Source organism: Seohaeicola saemankumensis, assembly GCF_021021435.1.
Lineage (GTDB): Bacteria > Pseudomonadota > Alphaproteobacteria > Rhodobacterales > Rhodobacteraceae > Seohaeicola.
The window spans coordinates 1-18,125 of the sequence record NZ_JAINWI010000027.1 but is presented as its reverse complement, the minus strand read 5'-3'; the positions used below and the strand labels follow the sequence as shown (position 1 = coordinate 18,125).

Genomic DNA, 18,125 nt, shown 5'->3' with positions numbered 1-18,125 from the left:
ATGGAGATTAAATCTGTTGACGCATTCAATTTTGATGGCCCCTTAGAAGGAAAAACCGTTCGGCTTAAAGATTGTTTTAGGGACGAAATCGGATTTGTTTCTTCTGGAATACGCCCGGAAGTAAGATATACAGTGACGAACGATTTGAGGGGTAAGCTTTCTCCGTATTACGAGGGTGCACAAGAAGTTGATACTAGAAAGCTTGAACTCGAAGGCCATGAAACTATTAACGCATCATTCTTCGAAGTTGTATTGGATTAGCCTATTTTTTATTAGCTTTCATTTTATATCCATTAAACAGCAAAATTGGGTGCCTCTCACTACCACTCTAGCATTCAAAATAAAATCAAAAAAATAACCAATGCTGCAAATTAGTTTACATTTATCTGGTCGGGCTAAGCGAGATTAAAATTTGGTTACGGGCCATCAATTTGCTCAAATAGGCGATGCAAAATATGGTTCTAATCTGCGTTTTTTTCAATAAATATATCTTTTAAAAAGCTTTGTCTCGTACAACTCCCCTAAAACGAAAGCAGAATATCTGTGTTCTGAACATTTACCGCGTTTCACTTACTCCGATGCGTTGTCAGCAACTAATAAAAGTATGCATCTTGGCCTTGGGCATAAACAGATTGATTAAGACCTTATAAGATTCAATAACAGCTCAATGGTATTGACATATTTTTTCTTGGGTGTAGTAATATTTCTTTGAAATAATGAATATTAAGGAGGCTCAATTATGGGTTATAAAGATCATTTTTTTCCGCTGTAGCTGGTACAGCCACTACTGCAGGTATAGGCGCTTGCGCTTTATCTATAGGAAACATCATTATGGGTGGGGATACGACTTCGACAATGATCGCTTCGATTGCTGGTATTGGTATGTTTGTCGGCGGTGTTGCTTCAGGTCGCAATATCAAATTAGAGCCACTCTCCGCACTTTTTGGAGCAGCAGTTAGTGTCGTGGCATTAACGACTGTTGAAACATTAAGGATTTCCGAACATGAGATACAAAGTACCTTGATGCAGCCGACCCACTTAACATTTGCCGAAACAACAACAAACAAAATTGGCGCGTCGGTAGCCGCTACCAACTACCCTAGTCCATAACATCCTTACATTGCATAAAGCGTGCGGGGCTCTCAATGGCGGTTTGCAATCATGTTATGAAGAGAATTTACATCGTTAACTAAACTAGTTTGAGCGACAGAAATAAGGTTGATTTCTAACACTAATGCGAGATGTGCTCTGTCTAAGGCCATAGCTGTGACTGCAAGATGTGTGCTTGGTAGTACATGAGTAAAATACTCAAGTACTAACGCACATCTTGGCAAGGGGGCCCGCTCCAGACTTTTAGTCTTGCGCGCCCCCGTTGCATCCCCCCGGCCCATGGCTCTTCTTGGGCATTGAACCCATCCAGAGCCAGCAGAACGTCTGACCGTTCAATCACCACCATGTCATGGAGACCAACCTTTCGCAGTTTGGATAAGCGCCATTTCATGGAGACACTTTCAGCGCGACCAGTAAGGGAGCACTTCGTAGCTGCCCTTGCCTTGGAACCATCCCATCGATCAAAGGGCATTCTGCGCCCTTGTGAAATCCTGACCAACCCTACGCGGATTGGATGTGCGCCATCTTGTCAAAGATGGACCGTGATCAAAGGGCCTATCGTCACCCCTTGAAACCACCTCGTTGGACATGGAGACGTGCCTCTCCACCAACAGCGAACCATGCACAAACTGCTGCCCGTTTGATCACCAATCAAGTGAGCATTCTGCGTTTCCCCGATACCCCCATGAGGATTTCATCCAGACTAAGAAGGTAGTCTTCCATAGCTGCCCGTATTTTGGAACCATGCCGTAGACCAAGGTTCTGCTATCAAACTTCCGGCGAATGCCCATAGCTTTCTCAGTAAACGGTTTCGGACGCCTTCTTAGCAAACCAAATTCGCAAATCCCGAGCGCTACGCTTCAAACCAATATAACGTTCCCTCACACCAGACGATTCATCGTAGCTCTTGCTGGATTGGTATTTCGAGAAACTGAGCTTGAAGATGACGCTTCGTTTGCAATTTTCCAGTGCTCCATCGAGCCAATCGCTCTCAGCCCAGAGAATAGCACCCTCATCTTGATAACGGCTTCCACGAGAATCAGAATCTATTCTCCACTCACCCCAAGCCTCGCTTGTTAATGCGAGCTTTCCTTTGCCGTCGTACCATCGACGCTCATCATCATCTGAAGTAAGATTTAGCAGTTTGCTAAGAGACCGCCCCAGCTTTGGACGAGCCATTGCGCCCCGTGCAGCCCACTGGTCACGTTCATCAATGCCAATTGGGTATTTCTCCGGTTCCCAGATCAAAGGATAAAACTGCCTTTGCTCGGAGTAGCGATCCACTCGCCCGTAAGAATCGAACCCAGGCAGCCAAAGATCATGATCAGGCATTTTCGAAAACTTCGTGCAAATTCCGACTGCGCCGCGCTCCATAACAAGCGCCGAGCTTAGGCTTACGTGTACCCCATCGGGCGACGTCCAATATCCGTAGAGCGGAAAAGCCCGATCATTTGAGCGAACAGGAATTCCAACTATCCGAAAAAGCGCGTCTCTTTCCAGAAGCGTTTCTAGGTTTCCTTGGCGTTCGCCAAGTAGTGCTTCGCGTGCCTGTGCCGGTACTCTATCCTTGTGATCCGACAGCCATGAACCATCTTCGAAAGAAACGTCCTCTTCTTTCAAAAACTCGTCCCAAGGGTTTCGGCCCTCCCACTCATAGCTTGACCTTGCAACCGGCATAGCCTTCATAAGCGAAGTCGCGGCGTAAAGGCGAGCATGTTTCTGAATGTGTTCAGGATAAGTTTCAAATCTCTCGTCGCCCCGATAGCGTACTCTGCCTGGAAAGTCGGACATGTTCTTCATTAGCGGCCAACGTTTAATCACCTCTTCTGCAATGTAATCGCTAGCTTCGTTTTTCGAAATCCCAAAGAGGCGTCCAAGATCGGCGACTTTGTACTTATCAAATTCATATTCAAAGCCAAAATCTATTCGGCGTTCCTCGTGTTTCGGCAAACCATTGCGTTCGACAATGCCATGCTGAGGTATTCTAATTTCAGCCCACAATGCAGCGAGTTCCGAGCCCATAGAGTCGCCACCTTCGATATGTGCAATGCATCTGGCGAGATGAAACTTGTTGATGGCATGCAGATCAGTTCGCTCGGACAGAGCCGCAATTCGTGACTGCAGCGGCTTGAGCCTCTCGCCGTGGTGGAGAGCGGCGCGTGCCAACCCCATCAACAGCCATTGCTGTGCATTCAGGAAGGCGAAATGATGCTCATCGGAAACCAGTGATGGGTTTTCGACCACATCAAACCGATCAAGCAAGCGCTCCACATCCTCGATCAATCCGACATCGAGCATGCCCTTTATACTTCTTGCCGCATTCCATCTGACAAATGCATCGCTGTCACCAAGCAAATGCCAGAGAATGTCAGCAATAACATCGCTTTCTTCGAAATTTCCAGCAAACGCGGTGCGATACACGCCTTCCCCGATCTCATCTCCAACCTTCGCAGCTGAGCTAGACAGCAAGTTCTCGAATGCTTCTAACGCCGTCGATGGATCAGTATGGCAGGACAGAGTTGTCGCAAGTTGCAGCCATTCGTCGCCGCCAAGCTCAAGGCGTTCCTTTGCTATCGTTTCAAGGACGGTTTGCATCACGAATTTCGGTTCGTTGCATAGTGCGGACAAACGGTAGATTTGCCTAGAAATACCCGAGTAGCGAAGCTCAAATAACTCTGACCCCTTAAATGCGAAAAGCTTCGTTATCAGCCCGGTTACGCTACGCTTCACGTGTGCTGAGCTATCTCGCCAGACCTCTACACATTCGATCAACAGATCAATTACGCCGTCAAACTCAAGCTCAGCGGACTCACAAAGAGCGCTTAGGAAACTGACCCGCTTATCAAACGGGCAAGTTTTCTGTATCTCACAGAAAAGGCGTTTTCTACTGTCAAAGCGCAGGGCATCACTAGCTTTAATGCGTCGCAATGCTTCGTCCAAGTCGGATGCGCTCGTTGGATCACACTCGGCAAGAATAGCTGCAAAGGCGTCTTCACCAGCCTGCTCATCTTTTTTCTTGCTACGTGCTTGCAAGCTGCCGCTAGCAATGGCTTCGCTGTAATTCTTTCTGGAGCCCTTGAACTTCCGCCGAGACCTAGCAGCCTCCTGTAGTACCTGAAAATGATTGCGTTGGTCCTCTTCTTTGATCTCCTTAAAGGTATCCATACAATTCAGCAGGCTTTCCCAAAGCCCTTCCCATCCACCAAAACTGTGTTCACGATCAAGTTTTTCTGTCACAAGGGCAAAAATCGCTTCTCGATCTCCGCTTTTGGCTACTTCAAGAATGTCTTGAAGACCCTTGCCAACCTGCCACTCATGCCAACCATGATCCTCACAGATTGTGAGAAGAACCGCAGCTCGGCGTGGGTCCAGTTGGCCGGCCTTTGTTAGGAAACATGCAAGCTGGGGAACTCCATAGGAGTAGTCAACAACATCTTGATCGTACCAGCGCATCAGCTTGTACATTGCCGGAAAACCGATGGAGGAAGAAGCGGCGCGTCCGAATAGCGTCCAGCCGAACTTTGAGGGTTCGTGCTGAAAGATCGTCTGGCAAAGGTTCATTAGCCGGTGCGAGAGCTCAGGTTTAACAAACCCGCCTGGCTGTTCAGCCGCATAGTGCAAGGCAGAGTAAATCAACTCGAAGTCATCGCCTCCCATCTGATCAAGTTGAGCCAACCCTTGAGAATAATACTCTTTCCCCTCATCAATACTCATTGGGATCAACGATCCAGCCAAATCTCGGTAGTACTCACCACGTTGTTCGATGTAATCATCTTTTACTATCTCGCTGGAGATCGCGCTTGCGTAAGCTCCTGCTACATCGGCCAGATTGCTACGCTTCGCGATAAGGACGAGGACCCCTAGTTTGTCACCTAGAGAAAACCGGTTCTTATCGACGATTTCTATGAGTTCTTCCGCTACTTTCCTCTCGATCGTTTCGCTATGACGAAGCAGTATTCCAGCAAAACCAATTCCGACGTGGCGCGCAACATTATCTCTTCCGGTTTCGGCCTTCCAATGCACATCCGGTCTCAGCGCATTTTTCCAGATAGCCAAGAAGGTGGTCAGTACATCGTTTGAAAGAACGTCCTTTGAGAGGACGGCAGCCTCAATTGGTTTAACCAACTCTAAGACGCAGGCTGTGCCCCTCACAATATCTTCCTGTTCATGCTGGGAAAAACGCTTACGTTTCTTTGGCTTCCGACCTTTTGGGTCATTGCACTGATCTACCGCCATGGTGAGCCCATCAAGGAATGTACTAAAGTCAGTTTCCGTGGTTATTAGTTTTGTTTTCCGTCCTGTTTTCACCTCCTCAGGCATCATATGCTGAAAGGATAGTTGTTCGCCGGATGACCACGCCGCGATGCAAGCTGATTGAACAGGCATCCAAACTCTGTTCATGCCGTGCCGCTCGCCATAGTCGTAGCTGGATGGTCTGCGGTGACGATATAGCTTGAGCAGCCGCTTCGCGGACTGCCTTGAATTCACTACGATAGATTCCATCGCGGCTGCGGCAACAGCACCCTGCAGTTCCATCTCGTAGTCAGATTTGTCTTCGGGGAATTTCTTCTTATATCTCTGCGCGAGCGAGCTTGCGGCTCGCGATATAGCCTTGAGTTGGCCTTTTGTTAGGTCGTGTTCACCAGATAGCAGGGCAATTTGCAATGTAAGTGATAGACACCTTTTCGACGCTGCAAACTTAGCGAGAACTTGCAAAGCATTACTTCCAATCGCCACTTCGTGCTGTGCGCACAGAGTGATTAGTTCTTTGACGACGGAAAGTGCAAATTTGGAACGCCACAGCTGAATATTCCGATTGATCGACGAGAACTCATTTCTCACCACACTAAGAAACATCACCGCTGCTATGTCGGATGCTTCGAAACCTGAACGGTTGATACGTTTCGTCTCATCATCACTATTGAGATACCAGTTTATCCAGCCAATCGCCCTGTTTTGATGTATGCGCGCTTCGTCTAAGTCGTCAGAGAAGCTATAGGTGACTATGAGCCGCGTATTACGTGCACCACGCCACCCGGTACGATCATTGAACAATCGGCGAGAGGCATCTGAATCTCCAAGGATTGTTGCCAGTGCCGGTGAGCGTCGAATGAATTGATCGCCTCTCGCATTAGCCGAGGCAACCTGCGAGAGGCGCATCGTCAGGCTTAAAACACGGTCTAAATCTTTGTCGCGCGTCGCGAGCGAGAATGCCGCATAAAGGCGCGCAAGTTTTAATCTACGACGTCCATATTCCGACTCGATGACAGACGGAAACTCATCTGAATCTGCGAGCTGATATGCTCTGTCGCTATCACCAATCACGACGAGAAAATGGGGTAGTGCCTCCGCAGCGTAGACCGAGTCTTTTTGGCGCGAGTGAAGTCTTTGAGCGATGGCCTGTTGCGCTACGGACTCGCTTGCATATTGATCCCTGATATAGGTTTCAGTGGGCTCGTCGCGGAAAATCGCCCCATGTTTAACCAACTCAAGCATCGGCGCAAGATCGGATGCGGCGCTATTGACCTGCGATTCCGTCCAGCCTAGTGCCTCGGACAGTTCAGACAATGGAATAGGCGGCGGAAGAAGCGATAGCGCGGCGAAAAATTCACGAACTTCATTTTCACTCCAACCCGCTGTATGTAGGTCGCGGAATATTGTTTCGCATTTCTGTGCGATCAGTTCCTCAACCGATATTACGGTTTGCGGTGCATTGCCGGACACATTCTCATCCCAGCTTTCGACCAAATACTCTAGGACACGAGCATTGCCACGCGAACGCGCAAGAACCTTTGCAAATTCGACATCTTTAATGTTCTCGCGCCTAGATTCAAGAAAACGACCAGTTTCATCCGCAGTGAAAGCCTCAAGCTCGATGCGCTCTACTTGGCTCTTGCCGATCACGCTATCCATCCTGTGAGGGCGTGCTGTGAGCAACATCTTCACGCCGTCAATGGGTTCAGCACTCAGTGATGCAAGCAACAGCCTCGGAAAGGCGGCTTCGTTTCGCGCGTCAGCTTCAAGTTGTGCATTGTCTGCAGCGTCCAAAACAACCAGTATTCCCTGCATCTTAGTCTGGTTTTTGACAGTCTCGCTCGCTTGCTTGAGGCGCTTGCGGGCTACTTCGATCAAACCGTATTGATCGCTGTCAGTTGGAAGGAGTGGATCGCAAAGGCCGCGCGTCGCTAGTTCATTAATGATCTGTAGTAAGCCAACTTTCGGCATATGGCGTGCTTGGGCTTCGGAGCGATATGCGCCGCCGCCGAAGCAATCGAAAACGACGACCTCGAAGTTATCTGCTAGATGTGCGGCAAGACTTTGTATGAAGACGGTCTTTCCGATCCCGCCGTCAGCATGGAGAAATACTGGAAGGTCACTAGTTTCGATTTCATCTTTGATATTTTGCAGTGCAGCTCGCTCGACAACGTCACCGACATCCACAAACCGCGTGTCCGCTGGAAATAATAGGTCCTCATCGCATTCAAGCGCATCAAGAACATCTTCGCGTTTGATAGAGTTGTTATCCTGACCCTCAATTTGCATTTTCTCGCGGACGAGCTCTACAAGAGCGAACAGTCTTATTGCCGCCTGTCCAGTAGAGTTCGCCGACCAGTCGCTGACTGTTCTTCGCAGAGATCGGTTCTGTGCCGGAAGATCATTTGTAGCAGCACGAAATTCAATTAATGGAAAAATGTCGGCCGCTTCGATTTCCTCTTCCAAACACCAGGTCTTAAGGTATTGAACTTGCCTCTTTGCGCTATTGGTCTCGGGTATGCCGTCCAATTGCAAACAGGCGATGGCGTTCCAAAGTTCATTTGAAAACTGTGCATTTGTGACAAATCCGAATGACAACTTCTTCGCTATGACTTCATCGGAAACACTCGCCTTGAAGTCACGAAGTGTTGCTGCAAATTTCTTTATAGTTTTCTTGAGATAAGATGATGTGACTGGTTCGGCAGCTTCCTTGTATTTGAACTGCAAAATCTGCTGCGTGGTGCAAGACTCGAAGGTGTCACCATTGCCATAAAAAAGGATAAGATCGGCAATATCCTCGGCTTCTTGTCCGAGTTTGAGGTTCTCGTTAGGAGAGAGGCCTTCGACGACAATTGCAAATAGGTTGTCTTTCGGAAACACGAGTTGCAGCGCACGCCGAGCCGCCCACCTTTCGTGAAAGGTGTGACCGGCCCGTGATACTCTGACTTTGTCTATTCTTTTTCCGGCTTTTGTCACAGCGTTTCTTACTCTTCGAAAAATTCTCAATTTTACAATATATTGGCATGCCATTCAGTGCCAGTACATAATGTGGTGCGAGCTGGCGGTTAGTATCAATGGTCCACGCTTTGCTTAAGCGCAGCCTAGCGAACCGGGCTGTCGTGAACCGAGCCCGCCTTCGTCGGTCTCGGCCATCCGGCTTCCATCCCTTGCGCGATCTTTAGCCAGCCGTGAACGGCTGACACTTCTTCCCTTTTGTTTGGGGCTTGCAGCCCCTGGCCATCAAGACCCAAGCGCCCTTTGGGGCGCGCTTTGGCGCGTATCCCCGTCCTTCCTCTCTTCGTTCGTGCAGGGCGGGTGATCCCCCTCGCGCCTTCGCGGATCATTGACGGCCATCCCCCTGCTCATTGGCGCAGGCCTAGTCCAGTTGCATGCGCAACTGACTATCCAATGAAGGGAAAAGACCAATGAAAAAGGACATTTATCAGAAGGTAACAGACAAGATCATCGCTGATCTGGAGCAAGGCGAGCTCAGCTGGCTTAAGCCATGGAGCAGCGGCAATTTAGAAGGCAAGATCACCAAGCCGCTACGGTATAACGGCATGCCCTATAACGGGATCAATATTTTGATGCTGTGGGGCGCGAGCGTTGAGGCTGGTTATCTGTCACCATATTGGATGACATTCCGCCAAGCCAAAGAGATGGGCGCACATGTCAAAAAGGGTGAGCGCGGCAATCTGGTTGTTTACGCCAACACCATCACCAAGACCGAGGAAGGCGAAAACGGACAGGACGAAGAGCGGAAAATACCGTTCATGAAGGGCTATAGCGTTTTCAATGTCGATCAGATCGAAGGCTTGCCCGAGCATTACTATACCAAGCCCGAGTCGATCATTGACCCAGCATCAAAGATCTATCATGCGGAAGAATTTTTCAATCACACCCGCGCCGACATCAGGCATGGCGGCAACTCTGCTCACTACGCAGGTGGCAGTGATCATGTGCAAATGCCGCACTTTGAGACGTTCCGCAGCCCTGAGGCATACTACGCCACGCTTGCGCATGAGCTTACGCACTGGACGAAGCACACCAGCCGTCTTGATCGTGAATTTGGGCGCAAGAAATGGGGCGATGAAGGCTATGCCCGCGAAGAGCTTGTTGCCGAACTTGGTGCAGCATTTCTATGTGCTGATCTGGAATTGACACCGGAGGTGCGCACCGATCACGCGGCCTATATTCAGAGCTGGTTGAAGGTTTTGAAAGAAGACAAGCGGGCGATCTTTTCAGCCGCCGCCCATGCGCAGCGCGCTGCTGATTTCTTGCATGGCTGTCAGCCTATGATTGAGGAAAAAAAGCAAGGAGCTGTCGCATAAGGCGGCTCTGGCCTCAGAAAATTCGCGGCTGGCCATAAGGCCAGCCGCGAGAGATCAGCAGCCTCACGAAGCAATCGACAGACCCTAGTATTGCTGCTAGTTCCGTCGAATTTTGCGCTTCATAGATAGTGATGTGTTGTTGATTTCTGCATTCTAAATGTCGAAGCCCTCTATTTCGGCTTTATCTCGCAATTGTTCGATAGTGAACTCGGCATTGGGCAAACTTTGGACATCAACCGAAATGCTCTTCACCTTAGAGGTGTCAATCTTACCTTGTTCTTTGAGTACCTCAGTTTGCCAAGCTGCTAAAAATAGATACTCTTCTTCGTCAGCGAAGGACGTTACGGTACCTGCACTGTGATCGCGTAGCAAAACAGCTCCACCAGCTCCATTAAATGTAATCTTAATAGGATAACTCATTATAATACCTCATTTATTAACAATTTAAAATTATATCATATTCAGAATGGCTTGGGCAAATTCTTAAGAAACGCGGCTGGCCTGATGGCCAGCCGCTTTAACTTAGAAGCCTGGCGAACGTGTCGCCAGCTCATTCTCGATATTCCGCATCGATGCCAAAGCATCGCGGCGCTGCTCGCTACCGCGCGGTGCGGCTGCGAAGGCGTTGAACGCCTTGGTAAGTAGACCGTGCAATTCTGCCGTGCTGCGGGATGCTGCTTCAAAGCGTGAGACGAGTTTCATCGTATCCTCCTTTTGCTTCAAGGAGGCCCCGAACCACTCAGGGCCTTTCGGCCCCACGCACATCATCGGCCCAGCAAAGGCCCCTGATGTGTTCGGGTGTCTGTTTGAAATGCGAAATGGTGGATGGGTATGAAGCGGCTTTAAGGTTTGAGGCGAGCATCGAGCTCGGCACTGCTGGAACGAACGCGGCCTTTTTTCAGAGGGTCTGTCTATGCCCGTCAGCCGCCCGCGCTTCGCCAGCGCGCGCGGCATGACGCCCTTCACAGTTGCGGATTATCGCTAGAGGACGGACGCACACGGCAGTTTTAGCCGTGAGCGCGGATGGTCGTAGTCTGGTCGAAATTTTCTATTCCGCGCCGTTTTTCTTTCCGTTGTCTCGGTTTGGCTTGCAACAGAAGCCCAACAACCCCTGGCCGGATGCGGATCATCTTTCAATGTCCTGCCCGCTCCAAAAATCCGCGTTGAACATGAAGTCTGATCCTTTGCCTCCGGCTAGTCGGGAGGGCGTTAGCAAGCCAACCCAAACAAAGGAGAAACAACATGGCACGCGAAAAAAACAACCAGACACTTCCCCTGAACGCGCCGGATTATCTGGCCTGGCACGTTAGTCAGAAAAGCGAAAAATCCTTTTGGACCAACGTCGGAGCCGCATGGAAGCACAAGGACGGGCGGGGCTACACGCTTCAACTGGAAACCTGCCCAATCAATGGCCGCATCGTCCTGCGCTTGCCGCTGGAAGATGCCCCTGAAACCACAAACCAAGCGGGGCGCTCATGAGCGCCCCCATCACATCGCAGATTGTCTGGCGCGACATTTCAATCGAGATCACCTTCCACAAGTGCGGTTGGAAATCTGACTTCGATCATATCGAACTGCGGGTCGAAGAAGGCCGGATCATTCCGGTCACAGAGACCGGATACCGTTCTCACTTCCTGCCTGCGGGCATCGTGGATGAGTACGGCGGTCACGAAGCTTTAGTAAGAGCTTGGCTCGATCACGGGGCCGAAAACTCCGACTGGAATAGGCACGAGGCTGCTTCGCGGCAGATGACCTTGTTCTAGCGTGATCTATTATAGTAGATCATCGTCCGTTGATGATCTACTTTTATATATATCTCATAGTTGCACGAAACCTTGAAGTCATGATATGCTTAAATATATCAAGAGTGAGGCTTGATATAGAAAAGTAGATCAAAAATGACTTATGCAAGTGAAGATATCGCGGCCACACTAAAGGAGGCCAGGGAAAACAAGGGGTTAAGCCAGAGAGAGCTTAGCGCGCGATCAGGCGTGCCTCAGTCGCACATCTCAAAGATTGAAAGTAATGCCGTTGACCTTCGGCTCTCTAGCCTCGCTTCGCTTGCCCATGCGCTCGATCTGGAACTTGCGTTGATACCGCGCAAGGCCGCGCCCGCTGTCAGGTCCATCGCACGCAGCACAAGCAGCCACAATGCGCATGGCCACTCAGATGCTCTGCGAGAGCTTACAAAGGCACATCGTGCGTTTGCTGCCTTGCCAGAGACACTACAGGGGAGCACGGCAGCACAAACGCTTCAAAAGCAACTCGCTGAAATGAACAACTTCCGGAACATTCTTCAGGAAACTGATGCTGTTCGGCAAATGCGAAAAGCACTAGAGGCCATAGAAAATGCAGGTGGCATGAAGCAGCTTGAGAAGGTTGCCAAAGATGCGCAGCGGCTACGTAACATGCTTGCTCACAACATCTCGGCAATCCAAGCCGAACCAACCCGAAGCAGACCAGCCTATAGTCTGGACGAGGAGGATAGTGATGGCTGATGTTTCCGTTCTCAATGTTCAGCTTTATGGCCATCCGATAGGCACACTAACGCGCGTCGCAGGGGATCGTAGCCTATTTGCGTTCAATGAAGACTACATCAATGATCCAGACCGCCCGACGCTCGGCCTGTCATTTAAAGATGAGTTTGGAGAACTGCGCACGGACTTCCGGCCAGTCCAAAAGCAGGTCATGCCGTTTTTCTCTAACCTCTTACCGGAAGGACATTTGCGAAAATATCTGGCCGAGAAAGCAGGCGTAAATATTGAGCGTGAATTCTTCTTGCTCTGGGCGCTTGGTCAAGACCTTCCTGGAGCGATCACTATTATACCAGCCGACGGTGAACAGTGGCCGCCGGAAGCAGCAGAAACAGATGGCGGTAATGCGGCACGGTCCAAAGACAACATGATGCGTTTTTCGCTCGCAGGGGTTCAATTGAAATTCTCCGCCATCGAAGGTGCGAGCGGCGGCTTAACGATACCTGCCACAGGGGTCGGCGGTGATTGGATCGTTAAATTGCCATCGCGAGAGTACATGGGCGTACCCGAGAACGAGTTCTCGATGATGCGGCTGGCCAGCATGCTGGATATGGATGTACCGAAAATCGATCTAGTTGATATTGATAGCATTGCAGGTTTGCCAGACGGAACAGAACGCTTCGGTAGCAAAGCGTTTGTTATCGAGCGCTTTGATAGATCGCCTGACGGAGAGCGCATTCACATCGAGGACTTTGCGCAAGTATTTGGTGTTTATGGTGAAAACAAATACAAGAAGGCCAGCATGCGCAATATTGCAGCAGTCATAGCCTCTGAAAGCTCGGATGGTGATGTGCGCGAGTTTATCCGCCGCCTGGTCTTTAACACGCTGATCGGCAATGGTGATATGCACCTGAAGAACTGGTCACTGATCTATCCAGATCGACGAAGTGCAGCACTGGCACCAGCTTATGACTTTGTCTCCACCGTGCCTTATCTTCCCTCAGATAGTTTCGCGCTCAACTACAGCCGAAATCGAGAATTCGCTGAGTTTAATGCAGACGAGCTTTCACATCTGGCAGCAAAAGCTGCCTTACCCGAAAGGATGGTGATGGACACGGCACGCCAAGCAGCCAGTGACTTTCTGAAACTCTGGGAACAGGAAAAAGACTCCTTGCCAATGTTGGATGATGTCAGGGTGGCAATTGATGGTTTGCTGCCAACCCTGACGATCTCAAAGGTATAAAAGCTTACCGAACCCTATTCATTTTCAAAGTCTTCGTATTGATCTGCGCGTGGTTTGAACTCCGGCACCAGAACATCGGGCTTTCCCATCCTTGAATGCGTCAGCCGGATGGCAAGCCGCACAGTGTCTTCGGCGGCTAGCCTAAAGTGCTTGGCCAGGTCATTTAGTTGTGCGGCGTGCGCCGCGTCCAGATTGAGCATCAATGTATGTCGCATGTTTGTAGTCATGGGCGATCTCCTTTCTGTTGCTCGTTAAAACTCAGGTCCACGATCAAAGCCCCGGTCGCGTGTTCGCTCGCGGCGAATTCGCTCTCTTTGGCCGTCATCGCGGGTTTTAGTGCGTGCCTTGTCCTCGGCGATTTCACGCGCCTTGTGCGCGGCATCAAGGCTCGGCACATCGCCGCGCTTCATGGCGATATAGGCGGCAATCTCCTTGCGGATTTCACTGACTTCACGCGCTCGGTCTTCACGCATCTTGTTGATGGCGGTTTGCAGACGCTGGCGCTCATCAAGCTGGCGATGAACGAGCGCATCCTTTTCGGCGCGGTCGCGTTGCCATGCCCGCAGCGCTTCAAATTCATTGTCTTGTTTGATCTGTGAAAGCTTGCCCGTCAGGCGAGACCAGATGCCACTAAAGCCCTTCGGCAAACGGGCAGCACGCTCTGCCATCTCGCGCTGTTCGCGGAGCTGGATACGTTTTTTCGCCTCATCGCGTTGCTGCTGATGCCGCGTGATCAGCTCTTGCCGCTTCATCTCCACAGCTGGGGAGGCACGACGATAGCCAGCATCGACGTCATTCAGATAGGATTTTAGCTTGTCCGTCATGCGCGAGGCGATTTGCGCCTTGGTCTGATCAACGCTAGGCAGATCAGCATCCTTGCCCAGACGCTCTCTAACATCCTTTGCTTTCACGCCCGACCAGCGCGAAAGTGAGAAGGTTTCACCGCGCACATCAATGGCAACGGCGGACCGTCGATCACCTTTAGCAAGGAAGAAGCCTTTCTCTTCCAGCGCAGCCTTCAAGGCTTCGGCATTATCCGAGTTCTTCCATGCGTCCTGAATAGCCGCCTTGATCAGCTTCGGGTCTTGCTTGGCGCGTTTGGCCTGTTGCCATTCTTCATGGGAATAATTGAGCGGATTGCGCATGGAGCGATCAAGCATGCCCTTCGGCATGTCCCATCCGTTTTCCAGATAGATATCGCGCGATACATCCATCAGCTTTTGCTTGAAAAAGGCCATGTTTTTGGCGCGCATCGCATCACTGTCGATGCGGCTCCAGACAGCATGCGCATGGCGTCTGCCTTCCTTTTCATGGAAGACAATGGCGCGTTGATGATCGGTCAGATCAAGTTTGCGCTCGATCTTGTCGATGGCCGCTTCAAAGACATGCCGATCCACTTGCCGGTCTTGGGGCGGGTTCAGGCTGATCGAGAAGAGATGCTTTTGGCACTTCGTGCCTTTGGCCAGTGCTTCAGCCTCTTCAAAGGCTGAATCCAGATCATCACCGACGAAGCCACGTAGATCGTGCAGCTCGACATGCTCGTTATCCTTCATAGACATGAGGTACTTGGCGAGCTGAGGAGCGTTGCCACGTTCTTTGGCTTTGAGGATCATGACGGCCCCCCATCCTTGAGGGCGCGCATGAGTTCAGCCCGCATGGCGGCGATGTCCGCGCAGGCCTGGCGCAGTTCGGCCTCCGTCTCAGGCGTGACAGGCAAAGCGCCAACATTCACAGCCTTGGCAAGTTGATTGACGTTTTGCGACAGCTTGCTCTTGCCGAGCTGGCCCAGAACACGGCCCAAGGCTTCGGGGTCAGTCTTGGGCGCGATCTTCGTCTTGTTCGCAATCGCATCATGCAGGACAGCCTTGATGTAGGCACCAAGGGGCATATCGCCTGCGAGATCACGCAGGGCGGCTTTTTCGGCAAAGGTCAGACGCAACGAGAACGGAGCTTCTCGCTTTGGTTTGACCTTGCCAGCGGCTATTTCGTTGAATTTATGATCGAATATCGTCATCACCGCCGCCCGGACAATTGTCCTGAGTTACGGTGTTAGGTGAGACATTACAGGCACTTAGAGCGGCTTCCCACTCCTGAAGGACGTCCAGCAGAGAGTTCAATGTTTCTCTCTCTAGCTGCACCATCACAACCCATTGATTGCATTCAAACTCTTGTTATCTGTTCATTTGTGTCGCCTCAACTAGTGCATAGAGGTGGTGCAGATGAGATATGCTATGCCCAACCCAGAACTGATCAACTCAACCTACTACCTTCGCCTTCACGTTCCGAAGGATGTCGCTGATAAAGCCAAAGGCACGGCGGTTGCTGTCCCTGTTGGCGATACCATCGTTCACGCGAAAGTCGGAACTGTAGTCAAGGTATCCCTCAGGACCAAGGAAGCTGCCGAAGCGAAAAGGCGGCTTGTACAGGCACTGCCTGCGATTGAGAGACACTGGGATAGCCTGAGGAAAGGCCCGATCACGTTGAGCCACAAGCAGTGCGTGGCACTTGCAGGCGAACTGTACAGCACATTCGTCGAAGTGCTTGATGAGAATCCCGGCCTACCTGAGATGTGGAAGGGTGTCCGTGTTGCGGATCAGTGGGCCAAGAAGCCGACATTAGGGCCATATGACGAGTTGAAGGTTGGAACCCCACAGCCAAGCGCAAAGGATAGCATGGAGCAACGCTTTGGCGGCTTTACTGATGCTTTGCTCAGGCGTCATGGACTGCACGTCGACGAAGATTCGCGGTGGAGGCTGATTCAGCAGGTCGCAAATGCGTTGGACAAAGCGTCGACGATCAACCTGCAAAAGGCAGAAGGTGATTATAGCGACAGTGGAACCACAGCCGTGTTCCCCAAGTTCGAGCCACCGAGCGTTGAAACGGCTCAGGAGAAGGCAACCTCCCATCACAAACCTGCCAAACTCACCCTTTCCAACGTGGTGGATGCACAAGTCCAGCGCAGGTCACTTGGAACAGCCGCCAAGCCATTCCCTGCCAAGACCGTGAACAAGTTCAAGATGGTGGCGGCAGAGTTCTCCAAGCATCGCGGGTCTGCTGACGCAACGACCATAACGCCGAAGGAGATCGACGCTTGGATGGTGTCGATGCTGCAGGACGGTAAACTCTCGAACACGACGATACGCCAACGCATCGGGAACCTGTCGACCATCATCGAGTGGGCCATCAAACAGTCACTTGGGGAACTATATTCCAACGGCAACCCTGTGGCCAAGGTCACGCCGCCAGAAGGCCAGAGCGTCAGGAGCGAAGACAGAACGCTGCGTCTTGATGAGGCGAGAAAGATACTGCTGGCCAGCCGCAAGGAAACGAAGCCAGAACTGAGATGGGGGCCTTGGCTTTTGGCCTACTCCGGTGCCCGTGTCGGTGAGATCGCGCAGCTGACGATCAACGACTTCTTCCAGCATGGTGGCCATTGGTTCTACCGGATCACGTCCAAGGGCGGAAAACGGGTCAAGGTGCAGAGCAGCATTCGGCGCGTAACTGTTCATCCAGACGTGGTTGCAGAAGGCTTCCTCACCTATCTGCGTGAGAGCGGGTTGCCCAAAGATACAAGGCTGTTTCCGGTAAGGACCAACGAGAACCTGCAATCATGGATCAGGAACGACTTGCAGCTGGACCGCAAGGAGCTTGCCCCTAACCACGGATGGCGGCATCTATTCGAGGATTTGGCCCTGTTGGCAGGGATGCAGGAAAGCGCCAAGCGGTACATCACAGGACGCGTGACGGGTCATTCTTCTGAGGGCTATGGCAAGAGCGATGCCATGCTGCCAGCGCTGGCGACCGAAATGAAGAAGATCGGGTGCATCATCTCGATTGCAGATGGAAATGCTCGTAGAGGCGCTGAGTGAGTCAGGGAGACTCAACTCGCCAATCCGGCAGGGTAGGTGCGGCTCAAGGCCTAGATGGCCCTGTACGACTCTCTCCTTGAGTCTGGCGCATGAAGGCTGCCCTTGGGGTGGCGACGGGCCGTGAGGATCGAAAGCATGGATGCGAATTAAGTTCCACCATCGCAGAAGTAAGCCTTCTGTGGGGCCTCTCTAGCGGCAACTGCAAGACCAAGACTTGGTACTGTGCAAGCCGATGCCACCTTTGCCTTTCCCATACGCTTGGGGGGTAAGGGGGCATCTGCGGATGCAGACCAAGATACCATACAGGGTTATAACTATAGTTTAGACTGAGCATTCCTACCACCAAGTCGTCCCCCCAATCATCAAGCTATAGCCATAGCTACGGTTCAGGCTACAGCTCTGGCTTCCGTCCCCTCCCTCAATCCCCTTACTGCCACGCATCATAGTTGACCTGCTCACCATATCTCGTGATGGTTGCATCATTCTCAAGGGATTGTTTGATGTCGCAGATATTGATTAACGCCTACTTGTCCGAGTTAGACCGCATCAAGCGCATATCAGGGTCACTGTCCGAACAGGTGATCAGGGAAGCCTTCAAGGACTTGCTCAAGGCGTGGTCACGTCAACAGGGTCTGGTCTTCCTCGCAGAGCATGGCATGGCCAGCAACCAGAAGACCTCCATACGCCCAGACGGAACCATCCTCCACGATCTGCGCGTCCCCTTGGGATACTGGGAAGCCAAGGATACCGGGGATGATCTGGACACCGAGATCAAGAAAAAGTTCCTCAAGGGTTACCCTCAATGACGTTGCCCCCAACTTTTATCCAGCGTGAGCGAGACTCT

The 18,125-nt window shown here is 51.2% G+C and carries 15 protein-coding genes; 9 read left to right on the top strand and 6 right to left on the bottom strand.

Annotated elements, in window-relative coordinates; genetic code table 11:
* On the top strand, window positions 1-261 hold the full coding sequence (locus K7H22_RS19000; RefSeq protein ID WP_230802412.1) for a hypothetical protein: 261 nt from the start codon (window positions 1-3) through the stop codon (window positions 259-261).
* Between the two features lie 570 nt (window positions 262-831).
* A complete protein-coding gene (locus tag K7H22_RS18995) occupies window positions 832-1,110 on the top strand; it encodes a hypothetical protein (protein WP_230802411.1) in 279 nt (92 codons plus the stop codon).
* Between the two features lie 798 nt (window positions 1,111-1,908).
* Here K7H22_RS18995 and K7H22_RS18990 read toward each other — a convergent pair.
* Window positions 1,909-8,340 (bottom strand): hypothetical protein, encoded by a 6,432-nt coding sequence (locus tag K7H22_RS18990; RefSeq protein WP_230802410.1) that lies wholly within the window; start codon window positions 8,338-8,340, stop codon window positions 1,909-1,911.
* 449 nt (window positions 8,341-8,789) lie between these two features.
* Here K7H22_RS18990 and K7H22_RS18985 point away from each other — a divergent pair, with 449 nt between their 5' ends.
* Window positions 8,790-9,695: an ArdC family protein gene (locus tag K7H22_RS18985; RefSeq protein WP_230802409.1), complete on the top strand. Its 906-nt coding sequence runs from the start codon at window positions 8,790-8,792 to the stop codon at window positions 9,693-9,695.
* Window positions 9,696-9,848: 153 nt separating this feature from the next.
* Here K7H22_RS18985 and K7H22_RS18980 read toward each other — a convergent pair whose 3' ends face one another.
* Together K7H22_RS18980 and K7H22_RS18975 are read right to left on the bottom strand one after the other, a co-directional pair.
* Window positions 9,849-10,115 carry a hypothetical protein gene (locus K7H22_RS18980; protein WP_230802408.1) on the bottom strand — a complete coding sequence of 89 codons (267 nt, stop codon included), beginning with the start codon at window positions 10,113-10,115 and terminating at the stop codon, window positions 9,849-9,851.
* Between the two features lie 102 nt (window positions 10,116-10,217).
* Complete coding sequence (locus K7H22_RS18975; protein ID WP_230802407.1) at window positions 10,218-10,397, bottom strand: hypothetical protein; 180 nt, start codon at window positions 10,395-10,397, stop codon at window positions 10,218-10,220.
* 540 nt (window positions 10,398-10,937) lie between these two features.
* On the opposite strand from K7H22_RS18975, the gene K7H22_RS18970 reads away from it, so the two are divergent.
* From K7H22_RS18970 to K7H22_RS18955, 4 genes are all read left to right on the top strand, one after another.
* Window positions 10,938-11,174, top strand: a complete 237-nt coding sequence (locus tag K7H22_RS18970; protein WP_230802406.1) for a hypothetical protein — start codon at window positions 10,938-10,940, stop codon at window positions 11,172-11,174.
* Window positions 11,171-11,458 (top strand): hypothetical protein, encoded by a 288-nt coding sequence (locus tag K7H22_RS18965; protein WP_230802405.1) that lies wholly within the window; start codon window positions 11,171-11,173, stop codon window positions 11,456-11,458. Before K7H22_RS18970 ends, K7H22_RS18965 begins: the two co-directional genes overlap by 4 nt.
* 135 nt (window positions 11,459-11,593) lie before the next feature.
* Window positions 11,594-12,193, top strand: a complete 600-nt coding sequence (locus K7H22_RS18960) for a helix-turn-helix domain-containing protein (protein WP_230802404.1) — start codon at window positions 11,594-11,596, stop codon at window positions 12,191-12,193.
* Window positions 12,186-13,412 carry a type II toxin-antitoxin system HipA family toxin gene (locus tag K7H22_RS18955; protein ID WP_230802403.1) on the top strand — a complete coding sequence of 409 codons (1,227 nt, stop codon included), beginning with the start codon at window positions 12,186-12,188 and terminating at the stop codon, window positions 13,410-13,412. The genes K7H22_RS18960 and K7H22_RS18955 overlap by 8 nt, the downstream gene beginning before the upstream one ends.
* 14 nt (window positions 13,413-13,426) lie before the next feature.
* Here the strand turns inward: K7H22_RS18955 and K7H22_RS18950 are convergent, their stop codons facing one another.
* The 3 genes from K7H22_RS18950 to K7H22_RS18940 are packed head-to-tail and all read right to left on the bottom strand — an operon-like array spanning window position 13,427 to window position 15,426.
* Complete coding sequence (locus K7H22_RS18950) at window positions 13,427-13,639, bottom strand: hypothetical protein (protein ID WP_230802402.1); 213 nt, start codon at window positions 13,637-13,639, stop codon at window positions 13,427-13,429.
* A gap of 24 nt (window positions 13,640-13,663) precedes the next feature.
* Entirely contained in the window at window positions 13,664-15,025 is a 1,362-nt protein-coding gene (locus tag K7H22_RS18945; RefSeq protein WP_230802401.1) for a relaxase/mobilization nuclease domain-containing protein, read from the bottom strand.
* The gene (locus K7H22_RS18940; RefSeq protein WP_230802400.1) at window positions 15,022-15,426 is read right to left on the bottom strand and encodes a hypothetical protein; all 405 of its coding nucleotides are present in this window, start codon (window positions 15,424-15,426) and stop codon (window positions 15,022-15,024) included. Before K7H22_RS18940 ends, K7H22_RS18945 begins: the two co-directional genes overlap by 4 nt.
* A gap of 217 nt (window positions 15,427-15,643) precedes the next feature.
* Here K7H22_RS18940 and K7H22_RS18935 point away from each other — a divergent pair, with 217 nt between their 5' ends.
* Window positions 15,644-17,281, top strand: coding sequence for a DUF6538 domain-containing protein (locus tag K7H22_RS18935; RefSeq protein WP_230802399.1), 1,638 nt, complete (start codon window positions 15,644-15,646; stop codon window positions 17,279-17,281).
* 500 nt (window positions 17,282-17,781) lie between these two features.
* Complete coding sequence (locus tag K7H22_RS18930; protein ID WP_230802398.1) at window positions 17,782-18,087, top strand: hypothetical protein; 306 nt, start codon at window positions 17,782-17,784, stop codon at window positions 18,085-18,087.
* Window positions 18,088-18,125 lie beyond the last annotated feature (38 nt).